12 protein-coding genes are annotated in these 15161 nt (G+C 50.2%); 8 read left to right on the forward strand and 4 right to left on the reverse strand.

Annotation, left to right across the window (positions count from 1 at the left end; translation table 11 throughout):
* Window positions 1–8: 8 nt before the first annotated feature.
* Both GCE9029_RS22735 and yaaA read left to right on the forward strand, forming a co-directional pair.
* Window positions 9–1466, forward strand: coding sequence for an alanine/glycine:cation symporter family protein (locus tag GCE9029_RS22735; protein WP_062667224.1), 1458 nt, complete (start codon window positions 9–11; stop codon window positions 1464–1466).
* A gap of 113 nt (window positions 1467–1579) precedes the next feature.
* Window positions 1580–2353, forward strand: coding sequence for a peroxide stress protein YaaA (gene yaaA / locus GCE9029_RS22740; protein WP_062667226.1), 774 nt, complete (start codon window positions 1580–1582; stop codon window positions 2351–2353).
* 70 nt (window positions 2354–2423) lie between these two features.
* Here yaaA and GCE9029_RS22745 read toward each other — a convergent pair whose 3' ends face one another.
* The 3 genes from GCE9029_RS22745 to GCE9029_RS22755 all read right to left on the reverse strand — a co-directional run bounded on the left by GCE9029_RS22745 (window position 2424) and on the right by GCE9029_RS22755 (window position 6249).
* The gene (locus GCE9029_RS22745) at window positions 2424–3965 is read right to left on the reverse strand and encodes an alanine/glycine:cation symporter family protein (protein ID WP_062667228.1); all 1542 of its coding nucleotides are present in this window, start codon (window positions 3963–3965) and stop codon (window positions 2424–2426) included.
* A 247-nt stretch (window positions 3966–4212) separates the two neighbouring features.
* A complete protein-coding gene (gene srmB, locus GCE9029_RS22750; protein ID WP_062667230.1) occupies window positions 4213–5454 on the reverse strand; it encodes an ATP-dependent RNA helicase SrmB in 1242 nt (413 codons plus the stop codon).
* 60 nt (window positions 5455–5514) lie between these two features.
* On the reverse strand, window positions 5515–6249 hold the full coding sequence (locus tag GCE9029_RS22755; protein ID WP_231870188.1) for a tRNA1(Val) (adenine(37)-N6)-methyltransferase: 735 nt from the start codon (window positions 6247–6249) through the stop codon (window positions 5515–5517).
* 279 nt (window positions 6250–6528) lie between these two features.
* On the opposite strand from GCE9029_RS22755, the gene brnQ reads away from it, so the two are divergent.
* Window positions 6529–7833, forward strand: coding sequence for a branched-chain amino acid transport system II carrier protein (gene brnQ / locus GCE9029_RS22760; protein ID WP_082804422.1), 1305 nt, complete (start codon window positions 6529–6531; stop codon window positions 7831–7833).
* A gap of 79 nt (window positions 7834–7912) precedes the next feature.
* Here brnQ and fldB read toward each other — a convergent pair whose 3' ends face one another.
* Entirely contained in the window at window positions 7913–8431 is a 519-nt protein-coding gene (gene fldB, locus GCE9029_RS22765) for a flavodoxin FldB (RefSeq protein WP_062667232.1), read from the reverse strand.
* Between the two features lie 183 nt (window positions 8432–8614).
* Between fldB and xerD the strand changes: the two genes are divergently transcribed.
* The 5 genes from xerD to lysS all read left to right on the forward strand — a co-directional run bounded on the left by xerD (window position 8615) and on the right by lysS (window position 15117).
* On the forward strand, window positions 8615–9511 hold the full coding sequence (gene xerD / locus GCE9029_RS22770) for a site-specific tyrosine recombinase XerD (RefSeq protein ID WP_002540388.1): 897 nt from the start codon (window positions 8615–8617) through the stop codon (window positions 9509–9511).
* A 107-nt stretch (window positions 9512–9618) separates the two neighbouring features.
* Window positions 9619–10356 (forward strand): bifunctional protein-disulfide isomerase/oxidoreductase DsbC, encoded by a 738-nt coding sequence (dsbC, locus tag GCE9029_RS22775; protein ID WP_062667234.1) that lies wholly within the window; start codon window positions 9619–9621, stop codon window positions 10354–10356.
* Window positions 10357–10521: 165 nt separating this feature from the next.
* Window positions 10522–12249, forward strand: coding sequence for a single-stranded-DNA-specific exonuclease RecJ (gene recJ / locus GCE9029_RS22780; protein ID WP_062667236.1), 1728 nt, complete (start codon window positions 10522–10524; stop codon window positions 12247–12249).
* 227 nt (window positions 12250–12476) lie between these two features.
* Window positions 12477–13575 (forward strand): peptide chain release factor 2 gene (prfB, locus tag GCE9029_RS22785; protein ID WP_152442392.1). Its coding sequence is split into 2 segments (ribosomal slippage): window positions 12477–12551 and window positions 12553–13575, totalling 1098 coding nucleotides; the frame shifts between segments, so codons are not numbered across the junction.
* Between the two features lie 27 nt (window positions 13576–13602).
* Window positions 13603–15117 carry a lysine--tRNA ligase gene (gene lysS / locus GCE9029_RS22790; protein WP_002540382.1) on the forward strand — a complete coding sequence of 505 codons (1515 nt, stop codon included), beginning with the start codon at window positions 13603–13605 and terminating at the stop codon, window positions 15115–15117.
* The last annotated feature ends 44 nt before the right edge of the window (window positions 15118–15161 follow it).

The raw sequence follows: 15161 nt of genomic DNA on the forward strand, positions 1-15161 counted from the left end.
GGGTAGGCGTGGTAAGTCTCATCAACTTTTTAAACGACCTGATCTGGGGATCGGTGCTCATCTATCTTCTGATCGGTGGCGGTATTTTCTTTACGCTACGTCTGGGGTTTATTCAAATTCGTCACTTCGGTCATATGTTCAAGGTGATGAAAAATAGCCGTAAATCAGACAAAGAGGGTATCTCCTCATTTCAGGCATTGTGTACCAGTTTGGCAGCCCGTGTGGGTACAGGCAACATGGCAGGCATTGCTGTAGCGCTCACACTTGGTGGCCCCGGCGCAATTTTTTGGATGTGGTTAATTGCTGTACTGGGTATGGCCACTGCCTTTGCTGAGAGCACGTTGGCACAGCTCTATAAAACCCGTGATGACGATGGCAACTTCCGTGGTGGCCCCGCTTACTACATGGAAAAAGGCTTGGGTATGCGCTGGATGGGCGTGGTCTTCTCTGTGTTGCTTATCATTGCGTTTGGTTTGGTCTTCAACTCGGTACAGGCAAACTCTATCACTCAGGCGGCCTACGTGGCTTTTGGCTTTGACCCACTTTATGTTGGTATCGCGCTGGTGGTGTTGTCTGCTTTCGTTATCTTTGGCGGTATCCGTAAGATTGCCCGTACCGCAGAGGTAATTGTGCCAGTGATGGCGCTGCTCTATTTGGCGCTTGCCATGTTCATCATGTTGACTAACCTGGAAAAAGTGCCCGATGTGCTGACTCTGATTTTCCGTAGCGCTTTCGGTCTGGAAGAAGCCGCTTCCGGTGCGTTGGGTTACACCGTGGCACAGGGCATGGTACAGGGCATTAAACGTGGCCTGTTTTCCAACGAGGCGGGCATGGGCTCTGCGCCGAATGCCGCAGCCAGTGCAACGCCTTACCCGCCGCATCCTGCATCTCAGGGCTATGTGCAGATGTTGGGCGTGTTTGTCGATACCATCGTTATCTGTTCTGCTACTGTGGCAATTATTCTGATGTCCGGCGAATACATGCCGGGCAGTGAAATCACCGGCATTGAATTGACGCAGCGTGCGCTGTCGAGCGAGGTAGGTGATTGGGGTGGCATTTTTGTGGCGGTGGCGATTTTCTTCTTCGCGTTTACCTCGATCATTGCCAACTACTCGTATGCAGAAACTAACCTGATTTTCCTGGAGCACAACCACAAAGCCGGCTTGAACCTGTTCCGTTGCATCGTATTGGGCATGGTGATGTTTGGTGCGATGGCTGAACTGCCAGTGGTATGGATCATGGCGGATACCTCAATGGGCTTGATGGCAATCGTCAATATGATTGCAATCCTGCTGCTATCCGGCACCGTGGTGACACTGGCGAAAGACTACAACCAGCAGGTGAAACAGGGCAAAGTGCCTTCATTCAACAGCCGCAACCACCCTGACATGCTCAACCAGATTGAGCCTGGCGTTTGGGGTAAACCGCAGGTTACAGAATCGGAAAATCGTTCGTCTATACGGTGATTCATTCGATTTCGTCTATGGCACTTATCGGAAAAAGCCACGCTTGATCGCGTGGCTTTTTTGATGGTCGGTGTTACTCTTTGCGCTAATAAGAGATTGAAAGGAATGACACTATGTTGATTGTGGTTTCTCCGGCAAAAACCTTGGATTACCAATCACCGCTCGCGACGGAGCGTTACACGCAACCGACGCTGACCGAGCACTCTGAAGCTTTGATTGATGTATGCCGTAAACTGACACCGGCAGATATCTCGAGTCTGATGAAGGTGAGCGATAAGATTGCAGGTTTGAACGCGGCACGCTTTGCTGAGTGGTCGCCGGAGTTCACGACCGACAATGCCCGTCCTGCGGTTTTGGCATTCAAAGGCGATGTTTACACGGGCCTTGAAGCAGAAACTTTCAGTGAAGAGGACTTTGATTGGGCGCAGAATCACCTGCGTATGTTGTCTGGTCTGTACGGTTTGTTACGTCCCCTGGATTTGATGCAGCCTTACCGCTTGGAAATGGGCACTAAACTGGCGAATCCACGCGGTACTAATCTCTATCAGTTCTGGGGCGACATCATCACGACTGAGCTGAATCAGGCGCTGGCGGCGCAGGGCGACAAGGTTCTGGTTAATCTCGCCTCGAACGAGTACTTCAAATCAGTAAAACCGAAGCAATTGGACGGACAGATCATCACACCAGTGTTTAAAGATCAGAAGAACGGCCAGTACAAGGTCATCAGTTTCTTCGCCAAGAAAGCGCGCGGCATGATGGCACGTTACATCATCGACAACCGCATTGATTCGGTTGACGCACTGAAGCAGTTTGATACGGCGGGATACTGGTTCTGTGCTGAAGAGTCGAGCGACAAGGAACTGGTGTTTAAGCGCGAAGAACAGTAATAGCGATTTAAAAGCTATAAGAAGAAAAGGTTAGCCGAGGCTAACCTTTTTTGTATCTCAATAATCTCGATTAAGCAGTCGGATTGACTGGCTTACCGGAGGCTTCATCTGAAGCTTCGCTGTCCTGGGTACGGCGTGCCAGGCGGCGCTCCCAGTAATCAGCGTTCTTGATGCCAAGTTTCACAGGATCGAAGGTGTATTCTTCAACGCCTTCTTTCTGCTGACGCTCGTAATCGTGCAGCGCTTTAAGGGCAGGCTTGCTCAGGAAGAAGATGATCACAAGGCCTACAATATTCAGCCAAGCCATCAAGCCTACACCTACGTCACCCATTGCCCATGCAAGGTTCGCGGTTTTCACAGTACCGTAGAAAACTGCCGCCATCAGAACCACTTTTAATACAAACATCATGCCAGGGAATTTCACGGTACGGCGCAGGTATGCCACGTTGGTTTCCGCGATGTAGTAGTAAGCCAGAATCGTGGTGAAAGCAAAGAAGAACAGTGCAATCGCAATGAACGGTTTGCCCCAGCCCGGCATAGTGCTTTCGATCGCCATCTGGGTGAAGACTGGACCATTCGCAGCAATGTCTGCAGCAACGTTTTGGATAATGAAGGCTTCGCCCGCACCGTGAACGTTGTATGCGCCAGTGATAAGAATCATAAACGCGGTGGCAGAACATACCAGCAGGGTATCAATGTAGATAGAGAACGATTGAACTAGACCTTGTTGCGCAGGGTGCTGAACGTTTGCAGCAGCCGCTGCGTGTGGGCCTGTGCCTTGACCCGCTTCATTTGAGTAAACACCACGCTTAACACCCCAACCGATAGCGGCACCAAAACCTGCCATTGGTGTGAACGCATCGCCAACGATCATCGCAACGATACCTGGGATTTCAGTGATGTTCAGCGCAATGATAACAAATGCGATGATGATGTAAGCCAGCGCCATGAAAGGCACGACAACTTGGGTAAAGCTCGCGATTCGCTTCACGCCACCAAAAATGATGAAACCAAGCAAAATGGAGATGAGAGTGCCGGTGATGATTTTCGCCAGGCTGTAGGTGCCAATCGCGGTTTCAATCATTTCACCAGAGCCGAATGCGGCTTCAACGGCGTTACCGATACTGTTTGACTGAACGCCTGGCAGCAAGACACCACAGGCAAAAATAGTTGCGATGGCAAAAATCCATGCATACCACTTCTGACCCATCGCTTTTTCGATGTAGTAAGCCGGGCCACCACGGAATTCACCCTTGTCTTCTTCTTTGTAGATTTGTGCAAGAGTAGATTCGGTATAAGCCGTTGCTGCGCCCAGGAAGGCAACAACCCACATCCAGAAAACGGCGCCTGGACCACCAAAACCGATCGCTGCAGCGACACCTGCGATATTACCGGTACCAACACGGCCAGAAAGTGAAACGGCCAGCGCCTGGAAAGAAGAAATACCTTTCTCAGAACTTTTGCCGGAAAAGAGCAGGCGGGTCATTTCTTTGAACTGACGAACCTGAACGAAGCGCGTTACGATGGAGTAAAATAGACCAGCACCTAAACAGGTGTAAATCAGCACTGGACTCCAGATAATGCTGTTCAAAAAATCAACAACAGATTGCATTGCAAGATCCCTCTAATAAAAAATATTGGATAGATGATTTTTTATCCAACGGCAGGATAATCCGAAAACTACACACATTGTTAATATTTTGTGTTATCAATGTAGCGGATTGTGAGCCCGATCTTTAGTCTGCCTTCCATTAGCAAACCAGAATTTTTCTCTGCGACAGATCGCAGGTAAATAAAAAAGGAGGCTTTTCGCCTCCTTATTTATAATTAATTAAATTGAAAATCCAGTAGTTAGCTGATTAATCAGATTTTTTCGCTGCTTTTTTCGCCGCTTTCTTGGCTTTTCCTTTTACTTCTTTGTTAGAAAGTTTTTTCTTTTTCTTCTTAAATTCAGGCTTCTTATGTTTTGGCTTCATACCATCAACGTAACGTTCTTTTACGTCTTCTTTCATGTAGCGGCAGATACGATCCATCATCTGCTGATCGTGCGCTTCCACTAATGAAATGGCGTTACCTTTCTTACCTGCACGGGCAGTACGGCCGATACGATGCAGGTACACATCCGCTTTGCGTGGCAGGTCGAAGTTGATGACGTGGTCGATATCCGGCACGTCGATACCGCGTGCTGCAACATCAGTCGCCAACAGAACATTAATCTCACCGGTGGTGAAGCGCTCGATAGCGTAAGTACGCTTTGCCTGAGCCATTTCACCTTGCAACCATGCACAATTCACTTTCTCTTTGGTCAGGAATTCACGCAGTGCAGCCAGACGCTCACGGGTTTTCACAAAGATGATCGCACGCTCAGCCTGTTCAGTCAGAATCGCTTTCAACAGGGCATTTTTATGCGCCATGTCGTCACAGCGGTAGTACCACTGGGTGATCTTCTTGCGTTCACGGCGTGGTGGCTCAGCTTCTACTTCTACCGGATCGGTCAGCAGGGTGTTCTTGAAGCCTTCAATGCCTTTACCTTCCAGTGTGGCGGAGAACAGCATACTTTGTTTACGCCAGCGACATTCGGTAGAGAGTTTATCAACAGCAGGACCAAAGCCCATGTCGAGCATGCGGTCTGCTTCGTCCAGCACCAGGCTTTCAATCGCACGGCAGTCAAAACGTTCAGCTTCGATGTATTCCATCAGACGGCCAGGCGTCGCAACCACGATGTCTTGGGTTTTACCCAGAATCTCAGCATGTTCTTGGTACGAGATACCACCTGTGATGGTGATGATCTTTAAATCTGTGTATTTCGCCAACGCGCGGGCTTGATCAGCAACCTGAATAGCCAGTTCACGGGTTGGAGTCAGGATCAGGGCGCGTGCAGGACCCGGCTTCTGACGAGGGAAGTCGATGAGGTGTTGCAGCAATGGCAATACAAAAGCTGCCGTTTTCCCTGTTCCCGTTGGCGCAGACGCCAGAATATCACGGCCATCCATACCATGAGGGATCACGCCAGCCTGGATCGCTGTTGGTCGCTCGAAGCTCATGTCATCCAGCGCTTGTAGCAGTTGAGGATCCAGTTCTAGTTCAGCAAAAGTTCGCACGCGTTGTTTCTCCACTCAAAGTTAGGGGGCGAATTATAGAGACTAATTCAAGTACGATCATCACATCTTGAGGTAAAAATCTCTTGTGAGCGAAATAAAGTCGTTTGTATAGCTTCCCGCCGCCTGGATCACCAAGGTTTTGGCATCTAAACCAAGTTCTTTCTGATTCGATAGCGACATCAACTTCCGACTCACCGGTTTGTTGGCGGTTGGTTGTACGTTCAACAGTCGTTGGCAATACAGTCCATACTCTTCAGCTTTCGCCAACAAGGCGTCAGCCTCCACTGAAGGTAAGATCAAATGCGCCTGTCCGTTGGGTAAAAGTCGAGCCTTTATCACTTTTAATAAGGTGTCGTGAGAAAGGGTACCGGTATGACGCGCAGTGGCTCGCCGGGAATCGCCCGCTTGCCCGCCGGAAGTAAAGTAAGGGGGATTGCAGATAATAGTATTGAACTGCAACGGATTGTCCCACTTGGAAATATCCTGATGCAGTACATTTATCCGATCTGACCAAGTAGATTGTTCTGAATTGAATTGCGCTGTGTTGGCGGCGTGCTCATCGATATCCAGCGCGGTGATTTTCACTGCGGGAAATCGCTGCGCCATCATCAGTGCCAGCAAGCCAGAGCCCGTGCCAATGTCGAGTACTTCATCAGACTCGCCCGCCTCAGCCCAAGCACCAAGCAGCACGCCATCCGTGCTGACTGGCATGCCACAGCCTTTATCTTCGACAGTAAATTGCTTGAATCTGAAGCCTTTACTCACGATATCCTCTTGTTCTCTACTCGTTGCCATTGTCGACAATTGCTTAAAAAATAGATAATTATGTTGTCAGTATGTTATGGATTGTTGTGGTCAATATCTTTAACTTCTATCGATCAATGGTCAATCAATGGCCATAAATTCCAATTTTTAATAAAAAAATGGATTTATAATCTATTTTTTAATGTTCTATTGTCTGCGTAATGAAACTTCGTCATTATTCTGCGTAATCGGTATTGCACAGTAAAAATAACCAAAAGGCTAACCGGTTGATTACACAATTATTAAGCAAACACACATAGGTAGTACGAAGTGAAAGAGAGTTTAAAGGTTAGCGATATACTCGCGCTAGGGTTTATGACCTTTGCATTTTTCCTCGGGGCCGGAAATATCATCTTTCCTCCTCTGGCGGGCTTTCTGGCAGGTGAACACACCTTTTCTGCAATGCTGGGCTTTTTGACCACTGCTGTAGGCCTTCCTCTTATTGGTATCGTTGCGGTTGCCGTAGCGGGTGGCGGTTGGAAGGGCCTGACCCGCGACTTGCCAGCATCAGTCGCAACACTGATGGCGGTGCTGATTTTCATCATTATCGGTCCTGCTTTTGCAGCGCCACGTGCAGGTTTGGTGGCCTATGAGATGGGCTTTAAGCCTTTCCTTAATGCACCGGGTCAGTTCGAATTGTCGCTCTTCTCTGTGGTGTTCTTTGCCATCGCGATGTTCTTCTCCCTGTCTCAGGGCAAGCTTATCGACACTATTGGTAAGCTGCTGACGCCTGCGCTGTTTGCGGCACTGGCAGTTCTGGCGATTGCAGTTGTGGTGAATCCACAAGGCGATATTGTGGCAGCGCAGGGTGCGTATGTGGATCAGGCCTTCACTACAGGTTTCCTTGAAGGTTACAACACCATGGATACCTTCGCCGCACTGATGTTCGGTATGTTGATTGTTGATGTTATCCGTAAGAAAGGCGTGACTGATCAAGCGAAAACCTGTCAGTACCTGATTTATGCAGGTGTGATTGCGGCTGCAGGTCTGGCATTTGTTTACGTTTCTCTGTTCTATCTGGGCGCGACAGCGACGGGTGTGGCACCGGGCGCGGCAAATGGTGGTGCGATTCTGTCAGCTTACGTGTTGGCGCTGTTTGGCCCGGCTGGTCAAATCATCCTGTCGACTATCATTGTACTGGCGTGTCTGACGACGGTTATTGGTCTGGTTTCAGCGTGTTCTGACTACTTCAGCACTCTGACCAAAATCACTTACCGTCAATGGGTCGTTATCCTGTCTATTGCTTGTGCGGTGGTAGCGAACGTAGGCCTGAACCAGTTGATCGCCATTTCTGTTCCGGTACTGTTTGCACTGTACCCGGTTGCGATTGCGCTGATTGCTCTGACGTTCCTGCGACGCTTTATGCCTAACCCACAATTGGCATACCGCGTGGTACTGGGTGTGTCTTTGGTATTCGCTCTGTTAGATGCAGCGAAAGTCGCGGGCGTTGATGTGTCTGCGCTGAAAGTCCTGCCACTGTTTAACTACGGTATGGCATGGCTGCTGCCAACGGCAATTGCGCTGGTTGCGGTAAGCTTTGCGGGTAAGCGTAAAGACGAAACGTCACACGCGTAAAGCAAGGTTGTTAGAATGCAAAAAACCACCGGATGCGGTGGTTTTTTTATGTTTGAAAGGTGGCGTGCAGGTTCAGTGGTTATAGCGTTTCCTGAAACTCAACCAACACCTGCTCACACCAGATCGCGATGCGCTCATCACTCAGTTCGTATTGGCTGTCTTCATCCAACGCCAGACCGACAAATTGTTTACCGTCTTCGGTCAGCGCTTTTGAGGCTTCAAAGGTATAACCTTCATTTGGCCAATAGCCGATAAACTTTAGGCCAGTTGGCAACAGCTCATCATGCAGCATGCCCATGGCATCAAGGTACCATTCGGCATATCCTTCCTGATCGCCAAGACCGAAAAGGGCAGCGACTTTACCTTGCAGTTTCAGGCCATTAAGTTGTGACCACACCGCTTCCCAGTCTTCCTGCAACTCGCCGAAGTCCCAGGTGGAAATGCCCAGCAACAGCAAATCGTACTGATTCATTTGGTCAACCGGCGTTTCTTTGATGTTGTGAATATCCACCAAGTCGTCACCCAGGATATCGCGGATTTTCTCTGCCGCCATTTCGGTGTAACAGGTGGTGGAGCCGTAAAACAAACCTATTTTCATGTGCTTTTCCTGCTGTTGCGTCGTGGGGATTCTACTCCTCGTGGCGTTGTATCTCCACCCTGTAAACCACGAGGATTTGGCGCATTTTGCTGCAATCGTTTTGCTTAATCAGGGTAAACCTTGCATTCATACGGGGGTGAGGTAGTTTGAGAGAAGCAACAATCGAACTTAAGTGAGTGAATCGTGGAACAAAACGCGGCGTTGGTAGAGCAGTTTTTGGATGCTATGTGGATGGAGCGGGGGTTATCTGAGAACACCCTGGCCTCATATCGAAACGATCTGACCAAACTTTGCCAGTGGCTGGATAATGACAGCGTGGCTCTGGTGAAGGTGACATCGTCCAAACTGCAGGATTACCAGCATTGGTTATTCGATCAGGATTACAAGCAAAGCAGCCGCGCCCGTATGCTCTCTGCAATGCGTCGTCTTTTCCAATACCTTTATCGCGAAAAGCAGCGTGAAGATGACCCAACGGCCACATTGATCAGCCCCAAATTGCCTAAGCGTCTGCCAAAGGATTTGTCGGAAGAGCAGGTGGAAGCGCTGCTGGATGCGCCGGACGTGGAAGACACTCTCGAGCTTCGTGATAAAGCCATGATGGAGCTGCTGTACGCGACAGGTCTTCGCGTGACTGAACTTATTAGCCTGACCACTGAAAACGTCAGCCTGCGTCAGGGCGTAGTGCGTGTTATTGGTAAAGGCGGAAAAGAGCGTCTGGTACCGATGGGAGAGGCCGCAATCGACTGGCTGGAGCGATATATGGCGCACAGTCGTCCAGCATTGCTTGGTGAACAAAGCTCGGATGTGTTTTTCCCTAGCCGCCGCGCCCGGATGATGACCCGCCAAACGTTCTGGCACCGTATCAAGTTTTATGCGGCGCTCGCAGGCATTGATGGTGACATGCTTTCGCCGCACGTTTTGCGCCATGCTTTTGCTACGCACTTACTCAACCACGGCGCAGATTTGCGGGTGGTACAAATGTTGTTGGGACACAGTGACCTGTCGACCACGCAAATTTATACTCACGTCGCGACTGAGCGACTAAAACAGTTGCATCAGGAGCACCATCCTCGGGCATAATGCAGCCGAACGGGCGTTTTTTTACCTCACTTGGGATTTTTTTCGTTTCTGTCCGGTCTGAGTGAGTGACAGTTTGCCCGCAAACCCATTTTCAGGATCTGAACACTATGAATTTAAAACAACTGATGGCGCGCGCTTTGATTGCCTCAGCCATGTTGTCATTCGGCGCACAGGCAGCGGAAGGCGCAGATAAAGCGGCGATTGCTGATGTACTGACAAAATACCGCCTGAATGTTGAAAGCATTGAAAAAGCGCCGGTTGAAGGTTTGTACGAAGTCGTGACCAATGGCGGTGTGGTTTATGCCAATAAAGACGGTTCTTACTTTATCTACGGCCAGCTCTTCCATACTACACCGACGGAATCTATCAACCTGACTGAAATCACTCAGGCCAAACGCAACAAGACGTTGTTTGATGAGGCAGGTGTAGAGAAAGAGTTGATCGTCTATCCGGCGAAAGACGAGAAATACGTAGTGAATGTGTATACCGATACGACTTGTGGGTACTGCATGAAGCTGCACCGTGAAATGCAGGAGTACAACGATCTGGGGATTACCGTTCGCTACCTGGCTTTCCCTCGCTCGGGTGAGCGTTCACCGAATATCGGCCAGATGAGCGCGATTTGGTGTGCAGATGACAAAGCTAATGCCATGAACCTGGCGAAAGCGCGTAACTTCGACGAAGAGACCAAAGAGTGTACGGATCTTATCCGCCGCCACATGTCTCTTGGTAGCGCGATGGGTGTGACTGGCACGCCGGCGATTATGCTGGAAGACGGCACCATGCTTTCAGGTTATCTACCTGCGCCTCAGTTGCTGCAAGTACTGAAGCAAAAAGAAAGCTAATCACTGCTTAGATACTTAAGGCGCTGGCGAAAGTCGGCGCCTTTTGCGTTTTTGGCTCACCGAAAACAGGCCTCGGGCTTTTTCTTTCTCCGTCACCCGTTACAATGTCTCTTCAATCCGCATTCATCAACTTGGTGGTAACGCCGCCGGGCACAGGTTCATTCCATGATTGAAATTAAACGTCGTCACGCGGCACAGGATGCTGCTTTTCCTGCTTCAATTCCGCCATTACTCCAGCGTATTTACGCTAACCGAGGTATCACCTCTGAAGGTGAACTGGAGCGAAGCGCTCGCGGGCTGCTGAATTACAACGAACTGCATGGTATTGAACGCGCCGTAGAACTGCTGGCAGTTGCAATGGCAGAAGGGCGACGCATTATCGTGGTGGGCGACTTTGATGCCGATGGCGCAACCAGCTCGGCGCTCTCAGTGACGGCATTTCGCATGATGGGCTGCACCAACGTCGATTACCTGGTGCCGAACCGTTTTGACGATGGCTATGGCCTGAGTCCTGATGTGGTTGAGCAAGCTGCGGCCAAAGGTGCGGAGCTTATCATGACCGTGGATAACGGCGTTTCTTCGATTGAAGGTGTTGCGGCAGCCAAAGCCCGCGATATTCAAGTCGTCGTGACCGACCACCACTTACCGGGCGAAGTGCTGCCGGATGCTGATGCCATGGTGAACCCGAATCTCAACGAATGTGGTTTTCCATCCAAATCGCTGGCAGGTGTGGGCGTTGCGTTTTATCTGATGTTGGCGCTGCGTGCCCATCTTCGCGACAACGGCTGGTTTGCCCAGCGTGGTATCGCTGAACCGAACTTGGCGGAACTGTTGGACTTGGTCGCATTGGGTACGGTTGCCGATGTGGTATCGCTGGATACCAACAACCGTATTTTGGTGCATCAGGGTTTAATGCGAATCCGCGCAGGGAAATGCCGCCCGGGTATTCAGGCTTTGATTGAAGTGGCGAATCGCAATATGACCACGTTGGTGGCGAGCGATTTCGGCTTTGCCTTGGGGCCACGTATTAATGCAGCTGGCCGCTTGGATGATATGTCATTCGGTATTGAGCTTCTACTGTGTCAAAACCTTCAAGCTGCGCGCCAGATGGCAAGTGAGCTGGATGCCCTGAACCAAAGCCGCAAGGAAATAGAACAGGGCATGAAAGAAGAGGCGATGGCGATTTGTGAGCGTCTCCAATTTGGCGAAGGCAGCAGCCTGCCTTGCGGCCTTGCACTGTTCCAGCGTGAATGGCATCAGGGCGTGATAGGCATTCTTGCCTCACGCATTAAGGACAAGTTCCACCGCCCTGTGATTGCCTTCGCTGATGGCGGTGAAGGCACCATTAAAGGCTCAGCGCGCTCGATTCAGGGACTACACATGCGTGACACCCTGGATGTGATTGATACCCAGAACCCAGGCCTGATTAAAAAGTTCGGCGGTCACGCCATGGCCGCGGGTCTTACTATCGCAGAAGCGGACTTTGAACGTTTCTCCAAGCTGTTCGATGAAGCGGTAAAAAACACCATCAGCGAAGAAGAGCTAAAAGGGGTGTTGTTTTCTGACGGAGAACTTCTTTCCAACGAGATCAATCTGGATGTGGCTGAAACCCTGCGTTCCGGTGGTCCTTGGGGGCAAGGCTTTCCTGAACCACTGTTTGATGGCAAGTTCAAGCTACTGCATCAAAAGCTGGTGGGCGGAAAACACCTTAAAATGATGCTGGAACCTGTCATGGGCGGACAAATGGTAGATGCCATCGCCTTCAACATTGACTTGCGCCGCTGGCCGGATCCTTCTGTTCAAATGGTTGAGGTCGCTTATCGACTTGATGTGAATGAGTTCCGTGGTAACCGCACGGTGCAGTTGATGGTTGAGCATATGGCAGCGGTTTAGGTAAGGAAGAGCAGGTCCTAGGGTCCATGGAAAAGAAGGTCCTAGGAGGAGCAAGAGCCAGAGGCTCTGCTAAACAGTTCAAATACTGTAGGACCCAGGACCTTTAGCCTTTTCTCTCATTTTTCTCCGAAAATTTCTCCTTTGATCCCCATCACACTCTGTATATTCCGTCCGCAATTCTGTAGAATTCGGCGGTTAAAACTCATTCCGAACATAGAAAAGTGACCATGTTTGAAATCAATCCAATCAAAAACCGCCTAGCGGACATTGCTGAGCGTGCAAATGTCCTTAGGGGGTATCTTTGACTATGACGCCAAGAAAGAGCGTCTAGAAGAAGTTAATGCCGAACTCGAACAACCTGATGTGTGGAACGAACCTGAGCGCGCTCAAGCGCTGGGTCGCGAACGCGCGTCGCTGGAAGCGGTAGTAGAAACTATCGACCAGCTTGATCAGGGCGGCGAGTACATCACCGAACTGCTGGAACTGGCAGTAGAAGAAAACGATCAGGATACGTTCGATGAAATCGAGCCAGAGCTGAGCGATTTGGAAGAGAAGCTGTCGAAGCTGGAATTCCGTCGTATGTTCTCTGGCGATCACGACGGTTCTGATTGTTACATCGACCTGCAAGCAGGTTCAGGCGGTACTGAAGCGCAAGACTGGACATCCATGATGCTGCGCATGTACCTGCGTTGGGCTGACGCAAAAGGCTTCAAGACAGAAGTGATTGAAGTGTCTGAAGGTGATGTGGCTGGATTGAAATCAGCAACCGTTCGTATCAGTGGCGAATATGCTTACGGCTGGCTGCGCACCGAAACCGGTGTTCACCGTCTGGTTCGTAAGTCTCCGTTCGATTCAGGCGGTCGTCGTCATACGTCGTTCTCTTCTGCGTTTATTTACCCGGAAGTGGACGAAAATATCGACATCGATATCAACCCATCTGATCTGCGTATCGACGTATACCGTGCGTCAGGCGCGGGTGGTCAGCACGTTAACACCACTGAATCAGCGGTACGTATTACACACGTACCAACCAATACTGTGGTGCAGTGCCAGAATGACCGAAGCCAGCACAAGAACAAAGACCAGGCGATGAAGCAGCTTCGCGCAAAACTGTTTGAACTGGAACTGCAAAAGCAGAACGCAGAGAAACAGGCAAATGAAGCAGCGAAGTCTGACATCGGTTGGGGTAGCCAGATCCGATCTTACGTTCTGGATGACTCACGCATTAAAGACCTGCGTACCGGTATCGAAAACCGTAACACCCAAGCGGTGCTTGACGGTGATCTCGACAAGTTTATTGAAGCCAGCCTGAAATCTGGTTTGTAATTTTTTAAGTTAATTCAAAGGTTCACTATGACTGACCAGTTACAAGACGAAAACAAGCTGATCGCGGAGCGTCGTGCAAAACTGAACCACATTCGTCAAAGCTGCAATGCAAACGGCCACCCAAATGAATTCCGCCGTGAGCACAAAGCGGCTGATCTTCAGGCTGAGTTTGGCGAAAAGAGCAAGGAAGAGCTGGAAGCATTGGATCATAAAGTCAGCGTTGCTGGCCGTGTGATGGCAAAGCGTGGTCCTTTCCTGGCACTTCAGGACGTGAGCGGTCGCATTCAGGCGTACGCAGCGAAAGACGTTCAGAACGTGCTGAAAGAGCAGTACCAAGGTCTGGATATCGGTGACATCATCGGTGTGAAAGGCGCACTGCATAAGTCTGGTAAAGGCGACCTGTACGTGAACATGGAAGAGTACCAACTGCTGACTAAAGCACTGCGTCCTCTGCCAGAGAAATTCCACGGTCTGACTGATCAGGAAATGCGTTACCGTCAGCGTTACGTTGACCTGATCGTGAACGAAGATTCGCGCAACGCATTCAAGGTGCGTTCTAAGCTGATTTCTGCTATTCGCCGTTACATGGAGTCAAAAGACTTCATGGAAGTGGAAACGCCAATGATGCAAGTGATCCCGGGTGGTGCTTCTGCACGTCCGTTTATCACGCATCACAACGCACTGGATCAGGAGATGTTCCTGCGTATCGCACCTGAGCTGTACCTGAAACGTCTGGTTGTTGGCGGTTTCGAGCGCGTATTCGAAATCAACCGTAACTTCCGTAACGAAGGTCTGTCTCCACGCCACAACCCAGAATTCACTATGATCGAGTTCTACATGGCGTACGCAGATTACAACGACCTGATCGACCTGACTGAAGACATGCTGCGCACCGTAGCTGTTGAAGTTCTGGGTGAAACCTCTATGCCTTACGGCGATTACACCGTGGAATTCGGTGGTAAATACGCACGTATGACCATGTTGGAAGCGATCAAACACTACAACCCAGAGCACGCTGATATCCAAGCGCTGACCGTTGAAGACGTTCAGGATCGTGAAAAGCTGGTGGCTATCGCGAAGTCACTGGAGATCTACGTTGAGAAATTCTGGACTTGTGGTCAGTTGCTGGAAGAAATCTTCGGTGAAACTGCAGAACCTAAACTGATCCAGCCAACCTTCATCACTGGCTACCCGGCAGATATCTCTCCGCTGGCGCGCCGTAGCGATGACAATCCGTTCTTCACCGACCGCTTTGAGTTCTTCATCGGTGGCCGTGAAGTGGCGAACGGCTTCTCGGAGCTGAACGACGCAGAAGATCAGGACGCACGTTTCAAAGCGCAGGTTGATGCGAAAGACGCAGGTGACGACGAAGCGATGTTCTACGATGCAGACTACATCACTGCACTGGAACATGGTCTGCCACCAACAGCGGGTCAAGGTATCGGTATCGACCGTCTGGCAATGTTGTTTACCAACACGCACACTATCCGTGACGTGATTCTGTTCCCGGCGATGCGTCCACAGAACCAGAAGAAAGACTAAATCTGACTGACTTCTGAGACGTCTCTGAGACACCAAAAACACTG

Source organism: Grimontia celer (assembly GCF_900055185.1).
Taxonomy (GTDB): domain Bacteria; phylum Pseudomonadota; class Gammaproteobacteria; order Enterobacterales; family Vibrionaceae; genus Enterovibrio; species Enterovibrio celer.

Bases quoted from the DNA above. Each gene is read 5' to 3' on its own strand.
- yaaA (WP_062667226.1), top strand. From the start codon at position 1,580: ATGTTGATTGTGGTTTCTCCGGCAAAAACCTTGGATTACCAATCACCG.
- GCE9029_RS22745 (WP_062667228.1), bottom strand. From the start codon at position 3,965: ATGCAATCTGTTGTTGATTTTTTGAACAGCATTATCTGGAGTCCAGTG.
- GCE9029_RS22755 (WP_231870188.1), bottom strand. From the start codon at position 6,249: ATGGCAACGAGTAGAGAACAAGAGGATATCGTGAGTAAAGGCTTCAGA.
- fldB (WP_062667232.1), bottom strand. From the start codon at position 8,431: ATGAAAATAGGTTTGTTTTACGGCTCCACCACCTGTTACACCGAAATG.
- dsbC (WP_062667234.1), top strand. From the start codon at position 9,619: ATGAATTTAAAACAACTGATGGCGCGCGCTTTGATTGCCTCAGCCATG.
- recJ (WP_062667236.1), top strand. From the start codon at position 10,522: ATGATTGAAATTAAACGTCGTCACGCGGCACAGGATGCTGCTTTTCCT.
- lysS (WP_002540382.1), top strand. From the start codon at position 13,603: ATGACTGACCAGTTACAAGACGAAAACAAGCTGATCGCGGAGCGTCGT.